Origin of the sequence: Streptomyces sp. NPDC052012 (assembly GCF_040689265.1) — a bacterium.
In the GTDB taxonomy this organism is placed as follows: Bacteria; Actinomycetota; Actinomycetes; order Streptomycetales; family Streptomycetaceae; genus Streptomyces.
This window is the reverse complement of record NZ_JBFAXA010000010.1, coordinates 1-17745: the sequence shown is the minus strand read 5'-3', so window position 1 is coordinate 17745 and position 17745 is coordinate 1. Positions and strand designations below refer to the sequence as shown.

General features: G+C 73.0%; 12 protein-coding genes, 1 pseudogene and 1 riboswitch. Of the genes and pseudogenes, 7 read left to right on the top strand and 6 right to left on the bottom strand.

Translation table 11 applies throughout. The annotated features are described in order from the left end of the window. Positions 1-3 precede the first annotated feature (3 nt). Together AB0412_RS18345 and fahA are read right to left on the bottom strand one after the other, a co-directional pair. A complete protein-coding gene (locus AB0412_RS18345; RefSeq protein WP_366403598.1) occupies positions 4-942 on the bottom strand; it encodes a M56 family metallopeptidase in 939 nt (312 codons plus the stop codon). A 203-nt stretch (positions 943-1145) separates the two neighbouring features. Further along, positions 1146-2360, bottom strand: a complete 1215-nt coding sequence (gene fahA / locus AB0412_RS18340; protein WP_366403597.1) for a fumarylacetoacetase — start codon at positions 2358-2360, stop codon at positions 1146-1148. Positions 2361-2655: 295 nt separating this feature from the next. Between fahA and AB0412_RS18335 the strand changes: the two genes are divergently transcribed. From AB0412_RS18335 to AB0412_RS18315, 5 genes and pseudogenes are all read left to right on the top strand, one after another. Then, positions 2656-3942: a DegT/DnrJ/EryC1/StrS family aminotransferase gene (locus AB0412_RS18335; protein ID WP_366403596.1), complete on the top strand. Its 1287-nt coding sequence runs from the start codon at positions 2656-2658 to the stop codon at positions 3940-3942. Further along, positions 3935-5479: pseudogene (locus tag AB0412_RS18330) on the top strand (lipopolysaccharide biosynthesis protein); the annotation flags it as partial. The gene AB0412_RS18335 and the pseudogene AB0412_RS18330, both read left to right, overlap by 8 nt. 1966 nt (positions 5480-7445) lie before the next feature. Then, positions 7446-9254: a glycosyltransferase gene (locus tag AB0412_RS18325; RefSeq protein WP_366403595.1), complete on the top strand. Its 1809-nt coding sequence runs from the start codon at positions 7446-7448 to the stop codon at positions 9252-9254. Then, positions 9251-9709: a hypothetical protein gene (locus tag AB0412_RS18320; RefSeq protein ID WP_366403594.1), complete on the top strand. Its 459-nt coding sequence runs from the start codon at positions 9251-9253 to the stop codon at positions 9707-9709. The genes AB0412_RS18325 and AB0412_RS18320 overlap by 4 nt, the downstream gene beginning before the upstream one ends. An 89-nt stretch (positions 9710-9798) precedes the next feature. Continuing rightward, positions 9799-10875: a glycosyl hydrolase gene (locus tag AB0412_RS18315; RefSeq protein WP_366403593.1), complete on the top strand. Its 1077-nt coding sequence runs from the start codon at positions 9799-9801 to the stop codon at positions 10873-10875. Between the two features lie 111 nt (positions 10876-10986). Here the strand turns inward: AB0412_RS18315 and AB0412_RS18310 are convergent, their stop codons facing one another. From AB0412_RS18310 to AB0412_RS18300, 3 genes are all read right to left on the bottom strand, one after another. Then, complete coding sequence (locus AB0412_RS18310; RefSeq protein WP_366403756.1) at positions 10987-11742, bottom strand: polysaccharide deacetylase family protein; 756 nt, start codon at positions 11740-11742, stop codon at positions 10987-10989. Positions 11743-11843: 101 nt separating this feature from the next. Continuing rightward, positions 11844-13169: a glycosyltransferase gene (locus tag AB0412_RS18305; RefSeq protein ID WP_366403592.1), complete on the bottom strand. Its 1326-nt coding sequence runs from the start codon at positions 13167-13169 to the stop codon at positions 11844-11846. A 43-nt stretch (positions 13170-13212) separates the two neighbouring features. Further along, on the bottom strand, positions 13213-14298 hold the full coding sequence (locus AB0412_RS18300; RefSeq protein WP_366403591.1) for a GNAT family N-acetyltransferase: 1086 nt from the start codon (positions 14296-14298) through the stop codon (positions 13213-13215). Between the two features lie 165 nt (positions 14299-14463). On the opposite strand from AB0412_RS18300, the gene AB0412_RS18295 reads away from it, so the two are divergent. Beyond that, positions 14464-15363: an HAD family hydrolase gene (locus tag AB0412_RS18295; protein ID WP_366403590.1), complete on the top strand. Its 900-nt coding sequence runs from the start codon at positions 14464-14466 to the stop codon at positions 15361-15363. A gap of 48 nt (positions 15364-15411) precedes the next feature. On the opposite strand, the gene AB0412_RS18290 is transcribed toward AB0412_RS18295, so the two are convergent. Beyond that, positions 15412-15903 carry a transglycosylase SLT domain-containing protein gene (locus AB0412_RS18290; protein WP_366403589.1) on the bottom strand — a complete coding sequence of 164 codons (492 nt, stop codon included), beginning with the start codon at positions 15901-15903 and terminating at the stop codon, positions 15412-15414. Positions 15904-15908: 5 nt separating this feature from the next. Next, positions 15909-16083: riboswitch (cyclic di-AMP (ydaO/yuaA leader) on the bottom strand. 509 nt (positions 16084-16592) lie between these two features. On the opposite strand from AB0412_RS18290, the gene AB0412_RS18285 reads away from it, so the two are divergent. Further along, the gene (locus tag AB0412_RS18285) at positions 16593-17603 is read left to right on the top strand and encodes a polyprenyl synthetase family protein (protein WP_366403588.1); all 1011 of its coding nucleotides are present in this window, start codon (positions 16593-16595) and stop codon (positions 17601-17603) included. The last annotated feature ends 142 nt before the right edge of the window (positions 17604-17745 follow it).

The window sequence follows — 17745 nt, the reverse complement described above, 5'->3', positions numbered from 1 at the left end:
CCGTCACGGCAGGGCCGTCAGACCCGGCGCGAAGGTGATCAGGAGGGGGATCAGCGGGACCAGTGCCGCCGCGGTCGTCGTCAGGGCGCGACGGCGGCGGTCGAGGCGGGGCGGGGGCTCCAGCAGGCGGTCGACGCGCTCGCCGAGCAGGCGGTGGCTGGAGGCGCAGGACAGCACGCCGCGGTGCTGGTTGAGCTCGATGAGGGCCAGGGCCGTGGTCAGGTGGCCGCAACGGCGGGAGGCGGTGTCGTCGGCGGCCAGTTCGACCAGGCGGTGGGTCTGGTCGCAGAAGTGGGCGAACAGCGGGATACGGGGGAAACCGGTGGCCAGTGCGGTGGACAGGTGCAGCAGCCAGTCGTGGCGGGCGCGGGCGTGGCCGCGTTCGTGCGTGAGGACGGCGTCGAGCTGGTGGTCGGTGAGGCGGTGCAGGGCGCCGGTGGTGACGATCAGCTGGGGCGGGTGGCCCGGCATCCACCAGGCGTCCGGGTACTCGTCCTCCAGCACCAGCAGCGGACCGCGGGCGGCGGGCAGACCGGCCGGCAGGTCGGGGGCGCGTTCGCGCAGATGTGCCCGCGCCTGCGCGCGGCGCCGACGGGCCTCGACCAGCTCCCGGCCGAGCATCGCGGTCGTCCAGGCGGCACCGCACGCCAGCAGTACCGTCAGGACGGTCGCCCACGGCGAGGCGGCGGACAGATCGTAGGCCGCGGTCACCGCGGGCGGTGCCGGGGCGAACAACTGGGCGCGGACGGTGCCGAAGACGGCTGCGGCACCCAGCGCGAGCGCCGTCACACAGCACAGCAGCACGGTGGCGACGAGGCACTGCCACACCCACAGCGCCACCACCGGCTCCCGCTCCGGCCACTTCGCCCGCGTCAGCGCGCGAGGGACGGGCACGGCGGCCGTCACGGCGACCACGCTCAGCAGGAGCAGGCAGACGGTCATGCCACGGGCTCCGGATCCTCGTCGGAAGGGCGGCTTCGGGTCGTACGGGGTCATGCGGAGTCGTACGGGGTCGTGCGTGGGGTGAGCGGGTGCCGTGCGCGGCCGCGGCACACCGCCCGACGCCCAGTATGACGGCGTGGGGCGGTGTGAGGCAGGGGTCGGCCGGGATCTCCGTGGTCCCCGGCCGGGTCGGGCCGGCGCGGTCAGGCCGTGGGGACCACCCGGCCGGTGACCTCGCCGAGGCCCACGCGGACCCCGTCCGGGCCGGGCGCCCAGGCGGACAGGGTCACCACGTCGCCGTCCTCGAGGAACGTCCGCTTGCCGTCGGGCAGTTCGAGGGGGTCGCGGCCGTTCCACGTCAGTTCCAGCAGGGAGCCGCGTTCCCGCTCGGCGGGGCCGCTCACCGTGCCGGAGCCGTAGAGGTCGCCGGTGCGCAGGGAGGCGCCGTTGACCGTCATGTGGGCGAGCTGCTGGGCGGCCGTCCAGTACATGGTGGAGAAAGGAGGCTCGGAGACCACATGACCGTTGACGCTGACGGAGATCCGCAGGTCGTAGCCGCCGGGTTCGTCGTCCGCGTCGTCCAGGTACGGCAGCAGGTCATGGGTGCGCTCCGGCGGGGCCACCCGGGCCGCGTCCAGGGCGTCCAGCGGGGTGATCCACGCCGACACCGAGGTGGCGAAGGACTTGCCGAGGAACGGGCCGAGGGGGACGTACTCCCAGGCCTGGATGTCCCGCGCGGACCAGTCGTTGAGGAGGCACAGGCCGAAGACGTGGTCGCGGAAGTCACCGAGCGGCACCGGCCGGCCCATCTCGGACGGCACCCCGACCACGAAGCCGACCTCGGCCTCGATGTCCAGCCGGACGGACGGACCGAAGACCGGCGCGGGGTCGGACGGCGCCTTGCGCTGACCCGAGGGCCGCACGACATCCGTGCCGGACACCACGACCGTGCCGGAGCGGCCGTGGTAGCCGATCGGCAGGTGCTTCCAGTTGGGGGTCAGGGAGTCGGGCGCGTCGGGACGGAACATGCGGCCGACGTTCCGGGCGTGGTTCTCCGACGCGTAGAAGTCGACGTAGTCCGCGACCTCGAAAGGCAGGTGCAGGGTGACCTCGGACAGCCGGTGGAACAGCGGCTCGACGGTCTCGCGGTGCGCCGGGACGGTCACCCAGGCCGTGAGCGCCCTGCGCACGTCCGACCAGGCCGTGCGGCCCGCCGCCAGCAGCGGGTTGAGGGTCGGGCGGGCGAGCAGGGAGGCGTACGGGGAGCCGAGGGCGTGCGCCGCCGCGCCGGCGTCGAGGACGTGGTCGCCGAGCCGGACACCCACGGTCCGCTCCGACGAGCCGGGGGGCGAGAACACGCCGTACGGCAGGTTGTGCGGGCCGAAGGGATCGCCCTCGGGGACATCGAAGGGGGGCATCGGGTGCTGCCTCACTTTCGTCTGCGCAGGTGCTCCACGAGACCGTGGCCGTGCCACACGTTACGGGTGCCACCGCGCTCTTGGGCAGAGCCGGTGTGGTGGCGCGGGGGCGCACGGGGCTGCTGAGCAGGGCGGACGGGTGCGCCGGGGCTCGGGCCCGGCTTCCCCTTGCGTACCGGAGGTTATCCACAGGATGGGATGCAATCTTGACGGAGCGGTGCGAAGGGGGCGACTCTGGGCGAGTGCCGGAAGGCCTCGGGGAGGGGGCGGTTCCGAAGGCACACCAGGGGGGCGGATGGCCATTGGGGAGGCCCGTCCGGGCTCCGCGCAGTCTGGCTCGCGGCCGAACAGGCTGGAAGAGACCATGCGCGGCCGGCTCGGCCGGGAATGTGTGTACGTGCCGTCATGCAGGTTCGGGCTATTCGTGGCGCTGCGCCACTGGTGCCCGCCGGGCGGCCGGGTGCTGATGTCGCCGGTCAACGACGACGTCATCTTCTTCGTGGTGCTCGCGGCCGGACTGCGCCCGGTGCAGGCCCCGTTGAACCCGCTGGACGCCTCCATCGACATCGATGCCGTGCCCGAGGAGGTGTGGGGCTCCCTGTCGGCCGTACTGACCACCAACCTGTACGGCAACCCGGACCCGGCGCCGGAACTGCGGGCGCGGTGCGACGGGTTGGGCATCCCGCTGTTCGAGGACGCGGCGCACGCCATCGGCAGCGAGAGAGGCGGCCGGCCGGTCGGGGCGTGGGGGGACGCCTCCGTGTTCAGCCTGTCCAAGCATGCCGGCGCTCAGGCGGGCGGCATCCTCGCGTTCGCCGACCCGGACCGCTCCGAGGCACTCCGGTCGGCCTGCGCCGAGCTGCTCACGCCGTCCCGGGCGACGTCCGAACTCGCTTATGGCGTACGCCCCTACGCGGAGGCCGCCGTGCGCGGGCTGCGGCTGCGGCGGGCCGCCTGGGCCACCCTGCGGCTGCTGGGACTGACGGAGCGCGAGGGCATCCGCATGCCGCTGCGGCCGCAGGAGCTGGCCGCTGCCGCCGACGCGGCCCCGGACCTGACGGCGTACGACCCTTGGGTGCGCGTCGACATGCACGACTACCGGCTGACGTCCGGTCCGCTGCGGCTGCGGCGGATCCGGCGCAGGCTGGAGCGGCTGGACGAGGTGCTGGCCGCCGCGCGGGAGGGCACGGAGCTGCTGCTGTCGACGCGGTGGGCGCTGCGGCGGGAGGGCAGTGCGGTGCAGCCGTTGTTCCGGGTGCCGCTGTTCGTGGCCGACCGGGACGCGGCGATCGCGGCGCTGGCGCGGCGCGGCATCGTCGTCGGCTATCTCTACGATCCGCCGCTGGACGACTACGCGGGGGAGGAGTTCACCGACCTCTCGCCCGCGCCCGAGGCGGCACGCTGGTTCGCGCGGCATGCGCTGCCCGTGGATCCGCTGCGGGCGCGAGAGGCCGTCGAGGCGCTGGAGCGGGCCCGGGTGCGGCCCGCCGAGCCGCCGGAGCGCACCGTGCGGGAGCCCGGTGGCCCGACGCCGGGCGAGGGGAAAGCGACCTCGAGGGAGCTGGGACCGTCCCGTGGCTGAGACCCAGGTGCACGAGCGGGCCGCGGTGCGTGACACCGGCGGCGGGCACCGGCCTGCCGGCAGTGGATCCGGCTCGGACTCCCTGTTCAAGAACGCCTACTTCCTCATGCTCAGCACGGGTGTGTCCGCCGTGCTCGGTCTGGGCTTCTGGCTCGTGGCCGCGCGCTACTACTCCGAGGACGCGGTCGGACAGGGCTCCGCCGCGATCGCCGCGATGCGGCTGCTCGCCAGCATCACGGCGACCACCATGATCGGCGCGGTCGTCCGCTTCGTACCGCGCGCGGGGCGCGAGACCGGGCGGCTGGTGTGGGGGGTGTACGGGGCGAGTTCCCTGGTCGTCGCCCTGGCCGCCGGGGTCTTCCTGCTGACGCTCGATCAGTGGGGCGCGTCCTACGCACCGCTCGGCACACCGCTGGCGGGCGCGTTGTTCGTCGCGGCGTGCGTGGCGTGGGCGCTGCTCACCCTCCAGGACGGGGTTCTGACGGGGCTGCGCAAGGCGGAGTGGGTGCCGGCCGGGAACGCGGTGTTCTCCGTCGGGAAACTGGTCCTGCTCGCCGTGTTCGCGAGCGCGCTGCCGGTGCTGGGCATCTTCGTCTCCTGGGCCGTGGCGATCGCCTTCTCCACGCTGCCGCTCGGCTGGCTGATCTTCCGCAGACTCATCCCGCGCCAGGCCGCCGCCGACCGCGACCTGGAACCTCCCCGGCTGCGCGACATGGGCCGGTTCCTCGCCGGGGACTCGCTCGGTGCGCTGTTCAGCCTGGCGATGATCAATCTGCTCCCGGTGATGGTCGCGGTCCGCTTCAGCGCCGCGGAGAACGGCTACTTCTACGTGGCGTACACCGTCGGCGGCACCATGGAGTTCATGGCCATCAACATGGCCTCCTCCCTCACCGCCCACGCCTCGCACGACCCGCGCCAGCTCGCCGACGGGGTGCGGGGGGCGCTGCGCCGGATGACGCTGCTGCTGGTGCCGGTGGTGCTGGTCCTCGTGGTGTTCGCGCCGCAGATCCTCACGCCGTTCAGCGCGGATTACGCCGAGCACGGCTCGACGGTGCTGCGGCTGCTCGCGCTCGGTGCGCTGCCCCGGGTCGTGGTGGAGCTCTACATCGGTGTGCTGCGGGTGCAGGGGCGCACCGGTGTGCTCGCCGCGCTGCAGGGCGCCATGTGCGTGCTGGTGCTGGGCAGCGCGGCCGTGCTGTTCACGCCGGCGGGCATCTCGGGCGCCGGGTGGGCCGTGCTGATCAGCATGACGCTGATCGCCGTCGTCTCGGTGTTCGGACTGCGCTCGGCGCTGCGCGAACGGCCCGGTGAGCAGCGCGAGCGTCCCTCCGCCGCCGCTCCCGTCTACGGCACACGCTGGGCCAGGCTCAACGCCACCGCCGGGTACGGCACGGGCTGGGCCCGCCGGGCCGCGTACGAGGACGGCGACGCGGAGGTAGACGGCGAGGACACGGTCACGCTGATCATCGGCCACCCGGGGTACGAACGGGAGGCCCTTCACTCGGACACGGTGGCGTTCATCGTGCGGCCGCATACCCGGGAGGAGCGCGAGGGGGGCGTCGACCCGGGACCGGTGGGCCATGGCGACGCTGCCGACGCCAGCGGTGGGGCTGCCGAGGACCGCGGCGACGCCACCGGCGATCGCGGTGGGGCCGTCGAGGACGCGGCCGGGTACGCGGGGGCGGACGAGCGGGGGAGGAGCGGCGGGCGCGAAGAGACGGACGGCGGGCGCGGACTGGACGCTGCACGGGAGACGTACGCCGGGCGCGAGCGGACGCCGCGGGATACGCCGCCGCAGGCGCCGGAGGATCGGGCGCCGGAGGAGCAGGAGCCGGAAGAGCGGGCGTCGGGAGTACAGACGCCGGAAGATCGGGCGCCGCTGGAGCAGGAGCCGGAAGAGCGGGCGTCGGGAGTACAGACGCCGGAAGATCGGGCGCCGGAGGAGCAGGAGCCGGAAGATCGGGCGCCGCTGGAGCAGGAACCGGAAGAGCGGGCGCCGGAAGACCAGACGCCGGAAGATCGGGCGCCGCTGGAGCAGGAACCGGAAGAGCGGGCGCCGGAAGACCAGACGTCGGAAGAGCAGAAACCGGAAGACCAGGAGCCGGAAGACCAGGCGCCTGAGGAGCAGGAGGCGCCCGGGGGCGAAGCGGCGGGCGTGCGGGACGACTCACCGAGTGCGCGTGCGGCGGCGGACGCCGACCGGCAGGGCGCGCCGCCCGTGCACGAGGAGCCCGACCGCGAGGGCGGGCCCCAGGCGTCCCCGGAAGAAGGGAAGCGCCGTGCGCGAGTTGAGGAACCTGACCAGCCCGGCGAGCGTCAGGTGCCGGGGGACGGTGAGGCGCAGGGCGGTGGCCGGCGATCGCCGTGGGACGTCGTGTTGCCGGCCGGCCGGCCGGTGTGGGCCTCGGACGCGTCGGCAGGCGGCTCCGGCTGGGAGCGGCGAGGACCGACGGAAGTCAGCAGTCCGCCCTGGGCGGCCGAGCCGCCACTCGGTCCCCGTTCCGCCTCCGGTACATCGCTCCCGTCGCTCCCGTCCATCGGCACGTCACCCCGGCCCGCAGGCGCAGTCTCCCCCCGCCACGACCCGGCACGCCCGGCACGCCCCGCACCCCCCACGCCCACCGGACCGTCCTCACCCCGACCCCATGACGACCCCGACCGCACCCTCAAAGGCGTCCTGTGGGCCCTGCTCGCTCTTGCCACCCTCGCCTTCTGGATGTCCGTGCGCGCCCTGCCCTGGCTCGACGGGGCCGGTGAGAAGGAGCTCACCGGGCGGGAGTTGCTGGAAGGGATGCCGGCGGCAGCCCTGGGCGCCGGTGGTGTACTGCTGCTCGTGTTCGTCGCCGCGGTGACGTTGTGCACGCGCCCCGACGCCCTGCTGCCCGGTACCGCACTGGGTTCCGCCCTGCTCGCCCTGCACGCCGCGCCCGTCGCCCTCGGCCGGGAACCGGCGCCGGTGGACGGTGCGTTGTACTCGAAGACGGCCGGTTTTCTCGCGGAGGCGGTGGGGCTGGAGGGGCCCGGACCGCTGCTGCGCTGGACGCCGCTCGTCTGCATGCTGCTGTGCCTCGTCCCTCTGTGGCTGCTGCTCGCCGGCGCGGGCGCGTGGCTGTCGTGGTCGGGGCGCTGGGGGGTTCTGTACCTGATCGCGGTGGGCGGCTGGGTCTGGAGGGACGAGCTCGCGCCGCTCACCCCGCTGCTGCTCGTCGTACTCGCCGTACTCGCCCTGCTCCTGCCGCTCGGCCGCGCCGCCGTGAGAGCCGCGGCAGGAGCCCTGCCCGACCGCAGACAACCGAACGACCGATCCAGGGACTGATCAAGCTTCAGAGCCGAACCGCCAGGGGGGAACCACCGTGCGTCCGCCAGCAACGCCACGCGAGAGATCCGCGTCCGAGCCCGCGCCCGAGCGTACGCCGACGCCGGTCACCCCTGACGAGCCCGCCACGACGAGCACGGCACGGACACCGCCGTCCTCGGAGTCGTCCAGCCCGGCCCACGAGCCCGTGACGGATCTGTCCGACCTGCCGCCCGCCTGGTCCGGGCGCCGCGCCCGCGCCGCCTGGCCCGCCCTTCCGCTGCTCGTCGCGCTCGCCCTGTGGGGGTACGCGGTACGGCACACCGATGTGTCGCGGCTCGACGACTTCGGGCTCGTCACGGCGCTCCACCCGAGCTTCTGGGCCGGCCTCGCCGTCCTCACCGCGGGCTTCTGGTTCACGGTGCGCGATCCGCGCCGGCCCGGTGCCTGGTCGGCGGCGTACGTGCTCGGGCTGCTGGTGATGGAGCGGGCCACGCAGGCCGTGCTCTATCCGACGCCGCTGTACGCGTGGGCGTGGAAGCACGACGGCGTCGTCGACCACCTGCTGACGGCCGGCGGGCTGCAGAGCGCCGACCAGGTGGGCGACATGGCGGTGTACGACCAGTGGCCGGGCTTCTTCGCCGCGCAGGCCGCGCTGGTGCGGCTGCTGGGCGTGGACTCGGCCGCGATGTACATGGCGTGGTGGCCGCTGGCGTCCAGCCTGATGCTGCTGCTCCCGCTGCTGCTGATCTACCGCACCTTCACCGAGGACCGGCGGCTGATCTGGACCGGCGTGTGGCTGTTCTTCGTCGCCAACTGGGTGGGCCAGGACTACTTCTCGCCGCAGTCGGTGGCGTTCGCGCTGCACCTCGGTGTGCTGGCCGTGGTGCTGCGCCGGTACGGCCGTTCCGGCGGCGGGCGTGGGCGGCGCGGGCAGGCCGTGTGGACAGCCGCCCTCAGCGTGATGCTGGTCGCCATCGTCATCTCGCACCAGCTCACCCCGGGCATGCTGGCCGCCTCGCTGCTGGCCCTGTGCCTGATCCGCCGCTACCGGGACTGGGTGCCGGTGGTCACCACCGTGGTGATCTTCCTGGCCTGGTGTCTGACGGCCGCGCTGCCCTTCCTGTCCGCCGCGCTGCCGGACATGCTCCGCTCCGTGGGCGACGTCGGCGGCAACGTGGCCACCGGGTACGGTGCCACCCCGACCGGCACCGGGGCGGTGGCGACGTCCTGGGCGGCCCGGCTGCTGTCCGGCTCGGTGCTGCTCCTCGCGGTGGCGGGGGTGTGGCGGCAACGGGTGCTGCGGCACCGGGCGCTGCCGCTGCTGGTGATCGCGGCGGCGCCGCTGCCGATGTTCGTGGCGAGCAGCTACGGCAGCGAGATGATCTTCCGGGTGCTGATGTTCATGCTGCCCGGCGTGGCGTTCTTCGCCGCCGCGGCGCTGCTGCCGAAGGTCCGCACGCTGGCCGGCGAGGCCCGCGAGAAGGACGCGCACACCACCGCACCGGCCGCGGGGCGGCGGGCCGTCACGGTGGGGGCCCCGCTGCTCACCCTGCTCGCCGGGACGCTGGCCTTCGTGCCGAGCTACTCGGGCAAGGACCGGATCAACTACTTCCCGCCCGAGGAAGTGAACCTGGTCCAGCGACTGTTCGACGAGGCGGCCGAGGGCTCGATGGTGGTCGCCGCCAACCGCAACTACCCGCTCGCCTACGCCGAGTACGGCAGCATCGACCACTACTGGTTCCTCGACGACGACCGCCGTCACGTCGACGCCATCGTCAAGGAACCGGCCGCCACCCTCGCCCGCGACATGGCGGGAGGGGAGCGTCCGGGCCGCGCCTACTTCCTCCTCACTCAGGGGCAGTTGGCCAACTCCGAGATGAACGGGCAGCTCACCGAGGCCCAGCTGGAGCGGATACGGAAATCCGTCGCCGCGTCGCCGCGGTTCCGGCTGGTGGCCGAGAACAGCGCGGGAGTGGTCTACGAACTGCGGCAGCAAGGAGGTGCGGCGCGATGACACCGCAGGAACTCGTGGTGAGGATGCTCCCGCCGTTCGGCGGCTGGCTGGCGCTCGCCGCGCTCGCCCTGCCCGGCGGGTCTCCGCTGCGCGGCGCCGCGGTGGCCGTGTTCCTGGCGGCGGGGCCGGGCGCGGCCCTGGTCGGGCTCTGCGGGCCCGCGCTGCGCGTGCGGTCCGCGCAGGGGCCCGTCGAGCGGCGCGACCCGCACTTCGCCCGTCACTCCGATCTGCTGGAGCGGCTGATGCTGGTCGTCTTCGTCAGCGTCGCCGCGGTGATGATCGTCGCGACGGTGCTGATCGCCACGCACACCTTCACCGCGCCGCGCGTGCTGCTCGCCCTCACCGTGCTCACCACGCTCGCGGCGTTCTGCCCGCGCCTGCGCGCCTCCCCGCCGACACCGGCGCCGACGCCGACGTCGGCCACGCCCAGGACAGGAAAGGGTTCCGCTCTGTGAGGTTCGCTCGTCCCTTTCACCGCACCTCCGAAGGCCGGCACCGCAAGCCGGGACCACAGGACGCAGACACGGGCACCGACACGGAGGAGGTGCCGCCGCCGGGGTCCCGCCGCCGTCGGCTGCTGATCACGTCCGCCGCGGTGGTCAGCGCGGTCATGGTCGCCGTGCTGGCCCTGAGGGACGCCTCAGGGCCGTCGGGTTCGGGTCCGGAGCCGTCCGCGATGGGCGAGAAGTGCCGGCCCACGGCGCTGCTGGAGCCGCCCTGCGGCGCCTGGTTCGGCGCGTTCGTGCCGCACGAGCGCGCCGACCTGGAGGAGAAGGTGGCGGCGTACGAGCAGCGCGTGGGCCGCAAGCTCGACATCGTGTACACGTACCACGACATGTCCCTGCCCGAGGGCACCCGCAGGGAGGGCCAGCTGCTCAGCCCGGAGGAGCAGCGCGTCGGCGAGGACCGCATGCTGCTGCTGTCCTGGGAGAGCAAGTGGTGGGGCGGCACCAAGAAGCAGCAGCCGACGTGGAAGCAGATCGCCGACGGTGAGCTCGACGCGTCCGTCATCGACGTCCAGGCCCGGCGCATCAAGGAGTACGGCGAGCGCACCGGCAAGAAAGTCTTCCTCTCCTTCGACCTGGAGATGGACACCCGCACCCCGGACAACGGCACACCCGCCCAGTACGTGAAGGCGTACCGGCACATCCACGACCGGTTCCGTGAGCTGGGCGTCGACAACGTGGTGTGGACCTGGATCATCACCGGATACCTCGACCACGCCGACCTGTTCGAGCGGATGTACCCGGGGGACGAGTACGTCGACTGGATCGGCTACAACCAGTACAACTACTACCGCTGCCACAACACCGACTGGCTGAGCTTCGCCCAGACCCAGACGGCCACGCACGACTGGATACGCAAGAACATCTCCGACGACAAGCCGCTGATGCTGTCCGAGTTCGGAACGGCGGTGGACGCGGCCCGCCCGCAGCGGCAGGCCGAGTGGTACGCGCAGGTGCCGCGCGTGCTGAAGGAACTGGAGGGCGTCAAGGCGGCCCTCCAGTGGAACTACCGCGACCCCGGACCCCACTGCAACCTCGCCGTGGCCGACGAGGCGGCCTGGGACAGCCTGCGCAAGGTCGCCGCCGACCCCTACCTGAACCAGCCCCGGAAGTGACCGGGCGACGGCCCGCCGGAGGACACCTCGCGGGAGGGCACCCCGCCGGAGAACTCAGCAGCGCCCGAGAACTCGCCCGGAAGCCCTCGGGGTGACGAACGGCCCGACCGGTCAGCCCGCGAACTCGGGTCCGTGGACGGCCGCTCGGGCGCGCCGGTACCAGCGCCACCCGATCGTCCTCGGGCCGTCCCGGTACGGAGCGATCCGCGCACCGGCGCCCGCGAGCCAGGTCCGGACGTCGGCCACGGTGTGCGAGCGGCGGACGATGAGCCGGGCGATGCGGTAGCGCTCGTCCCGCTCCGAGCTGAGCGCATGCCGCACGGCGGTCGCCGTCTCGTAGCCGACGTCCGCCGCCATCGACCTGACGCGGGGACTGTTGTAGCCGTGCGGGTAGGCGAGATGGGGGACCGGGTGCCCGAGGGCGTCCTCCAACGCGGCCTTGGAGTCGCGCAGTTCGGCCCGCAGGCGTCCGCGGGACAGGGTGTCCAGCTGGGCGTGGGTGACCGTGTGACTGCCGATCTCCATGCCCGCGCGCTCCAGTTCCGCCGCCTGGCCGAGCGCCATCATCGGCGCGGGCGGCAGCAGGCACCGCCCGCCGGGCGCGAGGGCGCCGGTGGTGAGATACGCGGTAGCGGGCAGCGCGCGCTCGGCCAGCGCGTCGGCGGTGGGCCCTGGCAGGTCGGCGAAACCGTCGTCGAAGGTCAGCAGCACCGGCCGGGGCGGCAGCGGTGCCCGTCCCGCGAGATGACCGGCGAGGGCGCTGATGGTGACGGGGGTGCGGCCACTGTCCAGGACGGCGTCGAGATGCGCGGCGAACTCCCGGGGCGTGACGGTGAACTCAGCGATCCACTCCGGCGGATCGTCCATCACGGCGTGGTACAGGAACACGGGGATGGCCGACTCCGTGCGGGGCCCGGACGTCCCCTCGGCCTCCGCTCTGCCGGCCGGCGGATCCTGCGGCGAGGTCGTCATCTCCGCCCCCTCCTCGCAGCGTCCCGCACGGCCCGCCGGGCGCGCAGATAGCCGACGGGCCCGTACAGCATCCCCCTGCGCTGCAGACGGGACAGGCGCCGCGGCCAGGGATGCGTACGGCTGCCGTGGTCCCCCGGAGCGCCACCCGGCGCCGCTCCGTCTCCCTCCGTCTCCCGTACGGCGGTCAGCGCCCGCGCGTGAGCGAGGCCCCGCGGAAGCCGGGCGAGGAAGGCGGGCAGCAGCGCGGGCCGGTTGACCAGGATCGCGGTGAGGTAGGCGGTGAGACCGGCGCCATAGCCGTGGGCCTGGGTCTCCAGGTCCGCCCAGGTCTCCCGGTGGTGGTGCCACACCAGTGCCCGGGGTGTGTAGTGCAGCCGGTGCCCGTGGGCGAGGACGCGGACGAAGCCGTAGAGGTCGTCGCCGCCCCGGGCGGGGGTGCCGGCACCGGTGGCGGGGTCGAAGCCGCCGACGGCGCGCAGCACGTCCGTGCGGAACGCCATGTTCGCCCCGGAGCCGAACCGCCCCGCCGTGAACGGGAACAGCGGCTCGTCTCGGGGCGGGTTCGCGGGGTCGTACGTCGTCGGCGTGAAGCCCTTCGCGAAGCCGCCGTGGCTCTCCAGCAGGACCTGGGCCGGGGTGCGCAGCCGGGCGGGCAGGATCAGGCCGGTGGTGCAGCCGAGGCGCGGGTCGGCGGTGAAGGGGGCGGTCAGTTCGGTGAGCCAGCGGGGATCGGCGATCACGTCGTCGTCGGTGAACGCGATCACCTCGCCACCGGCCTCCGCCAGGCCGGTGTTGTGGGCGACGGCGAGCCCGGGGACCGGCTCGCGCACATAGCGCACGCGCTCCCCGTACTTCCGGTGCACCAACTCCTTCGTCGCGTCGGTCACGGGCGCGTTGTCGACCACGACGATGTCGAAGCGCGGGTGGTCCTGGGCGAGCAGCGAGTCGAGCGCGCGGGCCAGCTGCCCGGCCCGCTCCCGGGTCGCGACGACGACCGAGGCGGACGGCGGTGAGACGACCGAGGCGGACGGCGGTGACGTGACGGGACCGGCCGGGCCGGCGTCCCCCGCGAGCACCTCCCGAGCCGGTCCCGCCAGCACCGTCCGCGGATCCGCCCCCTCCGGCACCCGCCCCAGGAACGTCCCGACCGGCACACCCGCCCTTCTGACCAGCACGAACACCTCGCCATGGGTCACCGGCGGGCTGCCCGGACCGGGTCTCAGCGTCGCCTCCGCGCCGTTCAGATCCAGCTCGGCGACCTGCACCGCCCCGATGGCCAGGAACCGCCGTATCTCCTCCTGCGTACGTGCTGCACGCGACATGGCCTTCCCCCTCCTCACGACCCTCGTGGACCGTTCATCACCCTCACGACCGGCGCAGTCGCCCCGCGCCCCGCAAGGTCCGCGACGCCAGCGACGCGAGCCGCGGGCGGGCGCGGACGAACGCGTGTGCGCGGCGCACGGGCTCGCGGCTCAGCCAGTGCAGTGCGGCGCCCGCCCCGGGACGCGTCGCCGCCCCCTCGTAGACGGCGAGTTCGCCGGTCTTCAGCGAGTCCTTGTACTCGGCGGGACCACGCCCCATGTCGAGCAGGCCGATGCCCTCGGCGGCCGCCGCCTCGGCCATCCGCAGATGCAGCACCAGACCCGGCGAGAACTTCGCGAAATCCGGGTCGTACGCCGGGAACCAGCAGGCCAGGACGGACGAAGAGCGCAGCCCGAAGTGGGCGGCGACGGGACGGCCGTCGGCGTACAGGACCGACAGCGTGCCGGTGCACTGCGGGGCCCGGGTCTCGGCGAGGCGGCCGACCAGCCGGGTGATCCAGTCCTGCGCGAACCGGTCGCGGCGCCCGGTCCTGCGGTACTGCGCCGACTTCCACTCCATGAGGGTGCGCAGCGCCGCCGGGTCCCGCTCGTCGAACACGAACCGTACGGGCCCCACCTGGCGGCCCAGCCTGCGCTCCTTGGCCAGCGTGGTCTTCAGGAACTTCGGCGACTGGGTGCGCAGCACCGACTCGTAGGTCTCGTAGCCCTTCTCCACGTCGATGACGAAGGCGGCGTGCTCCTCGGCCGCGTACGGCACGAACAGCCGCTGGTCGGCCTCCAGGTTGTCGAAGGCGAAGCTCGACACCGAGCAGGCCCGCAGCAGTTCACCGGTGTCCCAGGCCAGACCCGGGCGCAGGACGGCGCCCTGGCAGTCCGACACTCCCAGCCCGATGGCCCGCCCCTGCCCGAGCGCACCCCGCTCGTAGGGCAGGAAACCGGCCGGTTCCGTCCCCTCGTACAGCACGGCGACCCGGGCCCGCGGTCGTACCCGGCCCACGGCGGTGGTGAACTCCGGCTCCATGAAAGGGCTGCGCGGTACGTCCGCGGCGGCGCGCAGTTCCCGCCAGCGCTCCCGTTCCCCCTGGCCGAGATCCTCCGGCCTCAGTACGCGCACACGTCCACTGCTCACCTGACCCCCCGATCAAGTCCCCCCTGGACACTTGGAAGGTACCGCCCGAGAGGGCATGGACGGTAGGTAGCGGACCATGTTGTTGCCAACCGGTGCACAAGCGGGGGTCGGGGGCGTACCGGACGGTGGTGAGAAGGACCGGCGTGTTGTCCGTATTCTCTGATCATGGCCGCACCCACCGCATATTCACTCATCGCCACCGACCTGGACGGGACGCTGCTGCGCGGCGACGACACCCTGTCCGACCGGTCCCTCGCCGCGCTCGCGCGGGTGGCGCAGGCCGGTGCCCAGCACCTCGTGGTGACGGGCCGCCCGGCTCCCCGGGTGCGGCCCCTCCTGGAGGACCTCGGCTGCACCGGGCTCGCGGTGTGCGGGCAGGGCGCGCAGGTGTACGACGCGGGCGCGGACCGGCTGCTGTGGTCCGTGACCCTGGACCGGGAACTGGCGGAGACCGCGCTGGGCAAGATCGAGGCCGAGGTGGGGGAGGTCTACGCGGCGGTCGACCAGGACGGGGTCGACGGGCTGACGCTGATCGAGCCGGGCTATCTGATGCCGCACCCCACGCTGCCCGCCGTGCGGGTCGAACGGCGCGGCGATCTGTGGGACCGCCCGATCAGCAAGGTGCTGCTGCGCCACTCCCGGCTGACCGACGACGAGTTGGCGGCGACGGCGCGCTCGGTGGTCGGCTCGCTCGCCACGGTGACCATGTCGGGGCCCGGGACCGTGGAACTCCAGCCGTGCGGTGTGACGAAGGCGACAGGGCTGGCGCTGGCGGCCGAGCATCTGGGGCTGGGCCCCGAGCGGACCCTCGCGTTCGGTGACATGCCCAACGACATCCCCATGTTCGACTGGGCGGCCCGCGGGGTCGCCATGGCCAACGCCCATCCCGAGCTCAAGGCGGTGGCCGACGAGGTCACCACGACGAACGAGGACGACGGCGTGGCCGTCGTCCTCGAGCGTCTGTTCCCGGAGGCCGGGCGGCACGTGCCCCAACACGTGCCGGCCCAGTGTGTTCCCGGTTTCGCGTCCTCGTCCGCCGAGAGGACGCTTCTGTCGTCTCAGTGAGCGGCTCCCCAAAGCCGCCTCTTGTGACCCCGTACGGCTCAGTACGGCTCAGTACGCGCCGAAGACGTTGTCGATCGAGCCGTAGCGGTCGGCGGCGTAGTTGCAGGCCGCCGTGATGTTCGCGACCGGGTCGAACGGGTCGAAGGCGGTGCCCGGCACGTGGTATGCGGCGAAGGTCGGGTCGATGACCTGCAGCAGGCCCTTGGACGGGGTGCCCTTGGCGGCGTTGGAGTCCCACAGGTTGATGGCGGCCGGGTTGCCGGAGGACTCGCGCATGATGTTGCGGTGGATGCCCTCGTAGCTGCCCGGGATGCCGTGCTGGGCCATGACGGCCAGCGACTCGCGGATCCAGCCGTCGAGGTTGTCCGGGTACGTCGTCGCGGCGGTCGTGGCCGTCGTGGTGGAGGTCGTGGTGGCCGCGGAGGCGCTGGTGGCGCCGATGAGCGGGAGGGCGACCACGGCGACGCCGGTGCCGGCGACGGCGAGAGTGCGGGCGAGGCGGCGGCCGCCGGAGCGGCGGTGCTGACCGGATGCAGGCATGTTCGTTGTTTCCTCTCCTACGCCTGCGAGGTGAGCTGTCGGGTTCGGGCTGGGAGAGTGCCCGGCCGTGCCCCTTCGGGCATGGCTTCACCCCGAGCCGTTCCGGACGGTGGTCCGGCGCGGCGACTTACCTGGGTCCCCCGCTCCTGCCGTGCGTGAGTGAGTCGTCGACTGGGTGGTGCGGGCGGCGGCAGGATTCGGCGTCCGCCCGGCAGGCCGGGAACGTATGCGAGAGCACATGTCGGGAACAAGTGCGGTCATCACAGATGAGGTCGTTTGATCTTGCGGTGGGGTGTTTTGGGTGCTTGATCCTTTGCGGGTGTTAAGGGTCAACTGTGTTGCGGGAGAAGGGGGTACGCGTCTATGGGCGGGCTGTGGGGGCAGGTGGGCGTGCGTGACCCACTTCACGGGAGGCGGAGGGCGGGAGCATTTATCGCCAACGGGAATTCGCCTGGTAATTGCGGCAAATCGGGCACCTGGGCGGGCAGGATGGTGCCTATGGCGAGGTGTGGGCTGTTGTGATCAAACGATCAGGAGTGCTGCGGTTGTGATCCGATATCGCCCGGCTGGTAACACCGGGCGCTGGTGGTGATCGAAACGTGACCGGATACGCTGACTTGAGTGGTGGCAGCGACCTATCGACAAACCGTGTAATCGGCAGTGGACACCAGCAGACAGGAGACCCCCTCGTGACCGTCGTCGGGCCGTTCGGGCTGAGCGTGCGGGACCAGGCTCTGGAAGCCGATGTCCAGGCCGGATTGACGGCTGTCGAGGAGGGGCTGCTCGAGGCCACCAAGAGCGAGGTGCCCTTCATCACGGAGGCCGCGCAGCATCTGGTGCGGGCCGGGGGGAAGCGATTCCGGCCCCTGCTCGTGATGCTCGCCGCGCAGTTCGGTGACCCGTATGCGCCGGGGGTCGTGCCGTCGGCGGTGGTGGTGGAGCTGACCCACCTCGCCACGCTGTACCACGACGACGTGATGGACGAGGCCGCGGTGCGGCGCGGGGTCGCCAGCGCGAACACGCGGTGGGGCAACTCCGTCGCGGTGCTCACCGGCGATTTCCTGTTCGCGCGGGCGTCGCACATCCTGGCCGATCTCGGGCCGGAGGCGGTGCGGGTGCAGGCGGAGGCGTTCGAGCGGCTGGTGACCGGGCAGATCCTGGAGACGGCGGGGCCGCAGGACGGGCGGGATCCTGTCGATCACTACCTGGATGTGCTCGGGGGCAAGACCGGGTCGCTGGTGGCGGTGTCGTGCCGGTTCGGGGCGATGATGTCGGGCGCCGACGAGACCGTGGTGGACGTGCTGACGCAGTACGGCGAGCGGCTGGGGGTCGCGTTCCAGCTGGCCGACGATGTGCTGGACATCGCGTCGGACTCGCACGAGTCGGGGAAGACGCCGGGTACGGATCTGCGTGAGGGGATCGCCACGCTGCCGGTGCTGCGGCTGCGGGAGCGGGCGGCTCGGCTGGGGCTGGCGGAGGATGTGGCGCTGTGCGAGCTCCTCGACTCCGACCTGACGGACGATGCGCGTCACGCCGAGGCGCTGCGGTTGCTGCGGGCGCATCCTGCGCTGGAGCAGGCGCGGCGGGACACGGTGCGGTATGCGGAGGAGGCGCGGGCGGCGTTGGCTCCCTTGCGGGAGTGTGACGCGAAGGTGGCGCTCGAGCAGTTGTGCGACGCGGTGGTGCACAGGGCCGGCTGAGGCACGGCTGCGGCTGCCGGGTCCGGTGGGGGTGCGCGTGGCCCTGTCTGCGGCGCCAGTGCGGCTTCGGTGGGGGTGCGCGTAGCGCCTACGGGGGGTGGGTGAGTCGGGGCCGGGGCGGTGGTGTCCGTCCTCGGTCTGG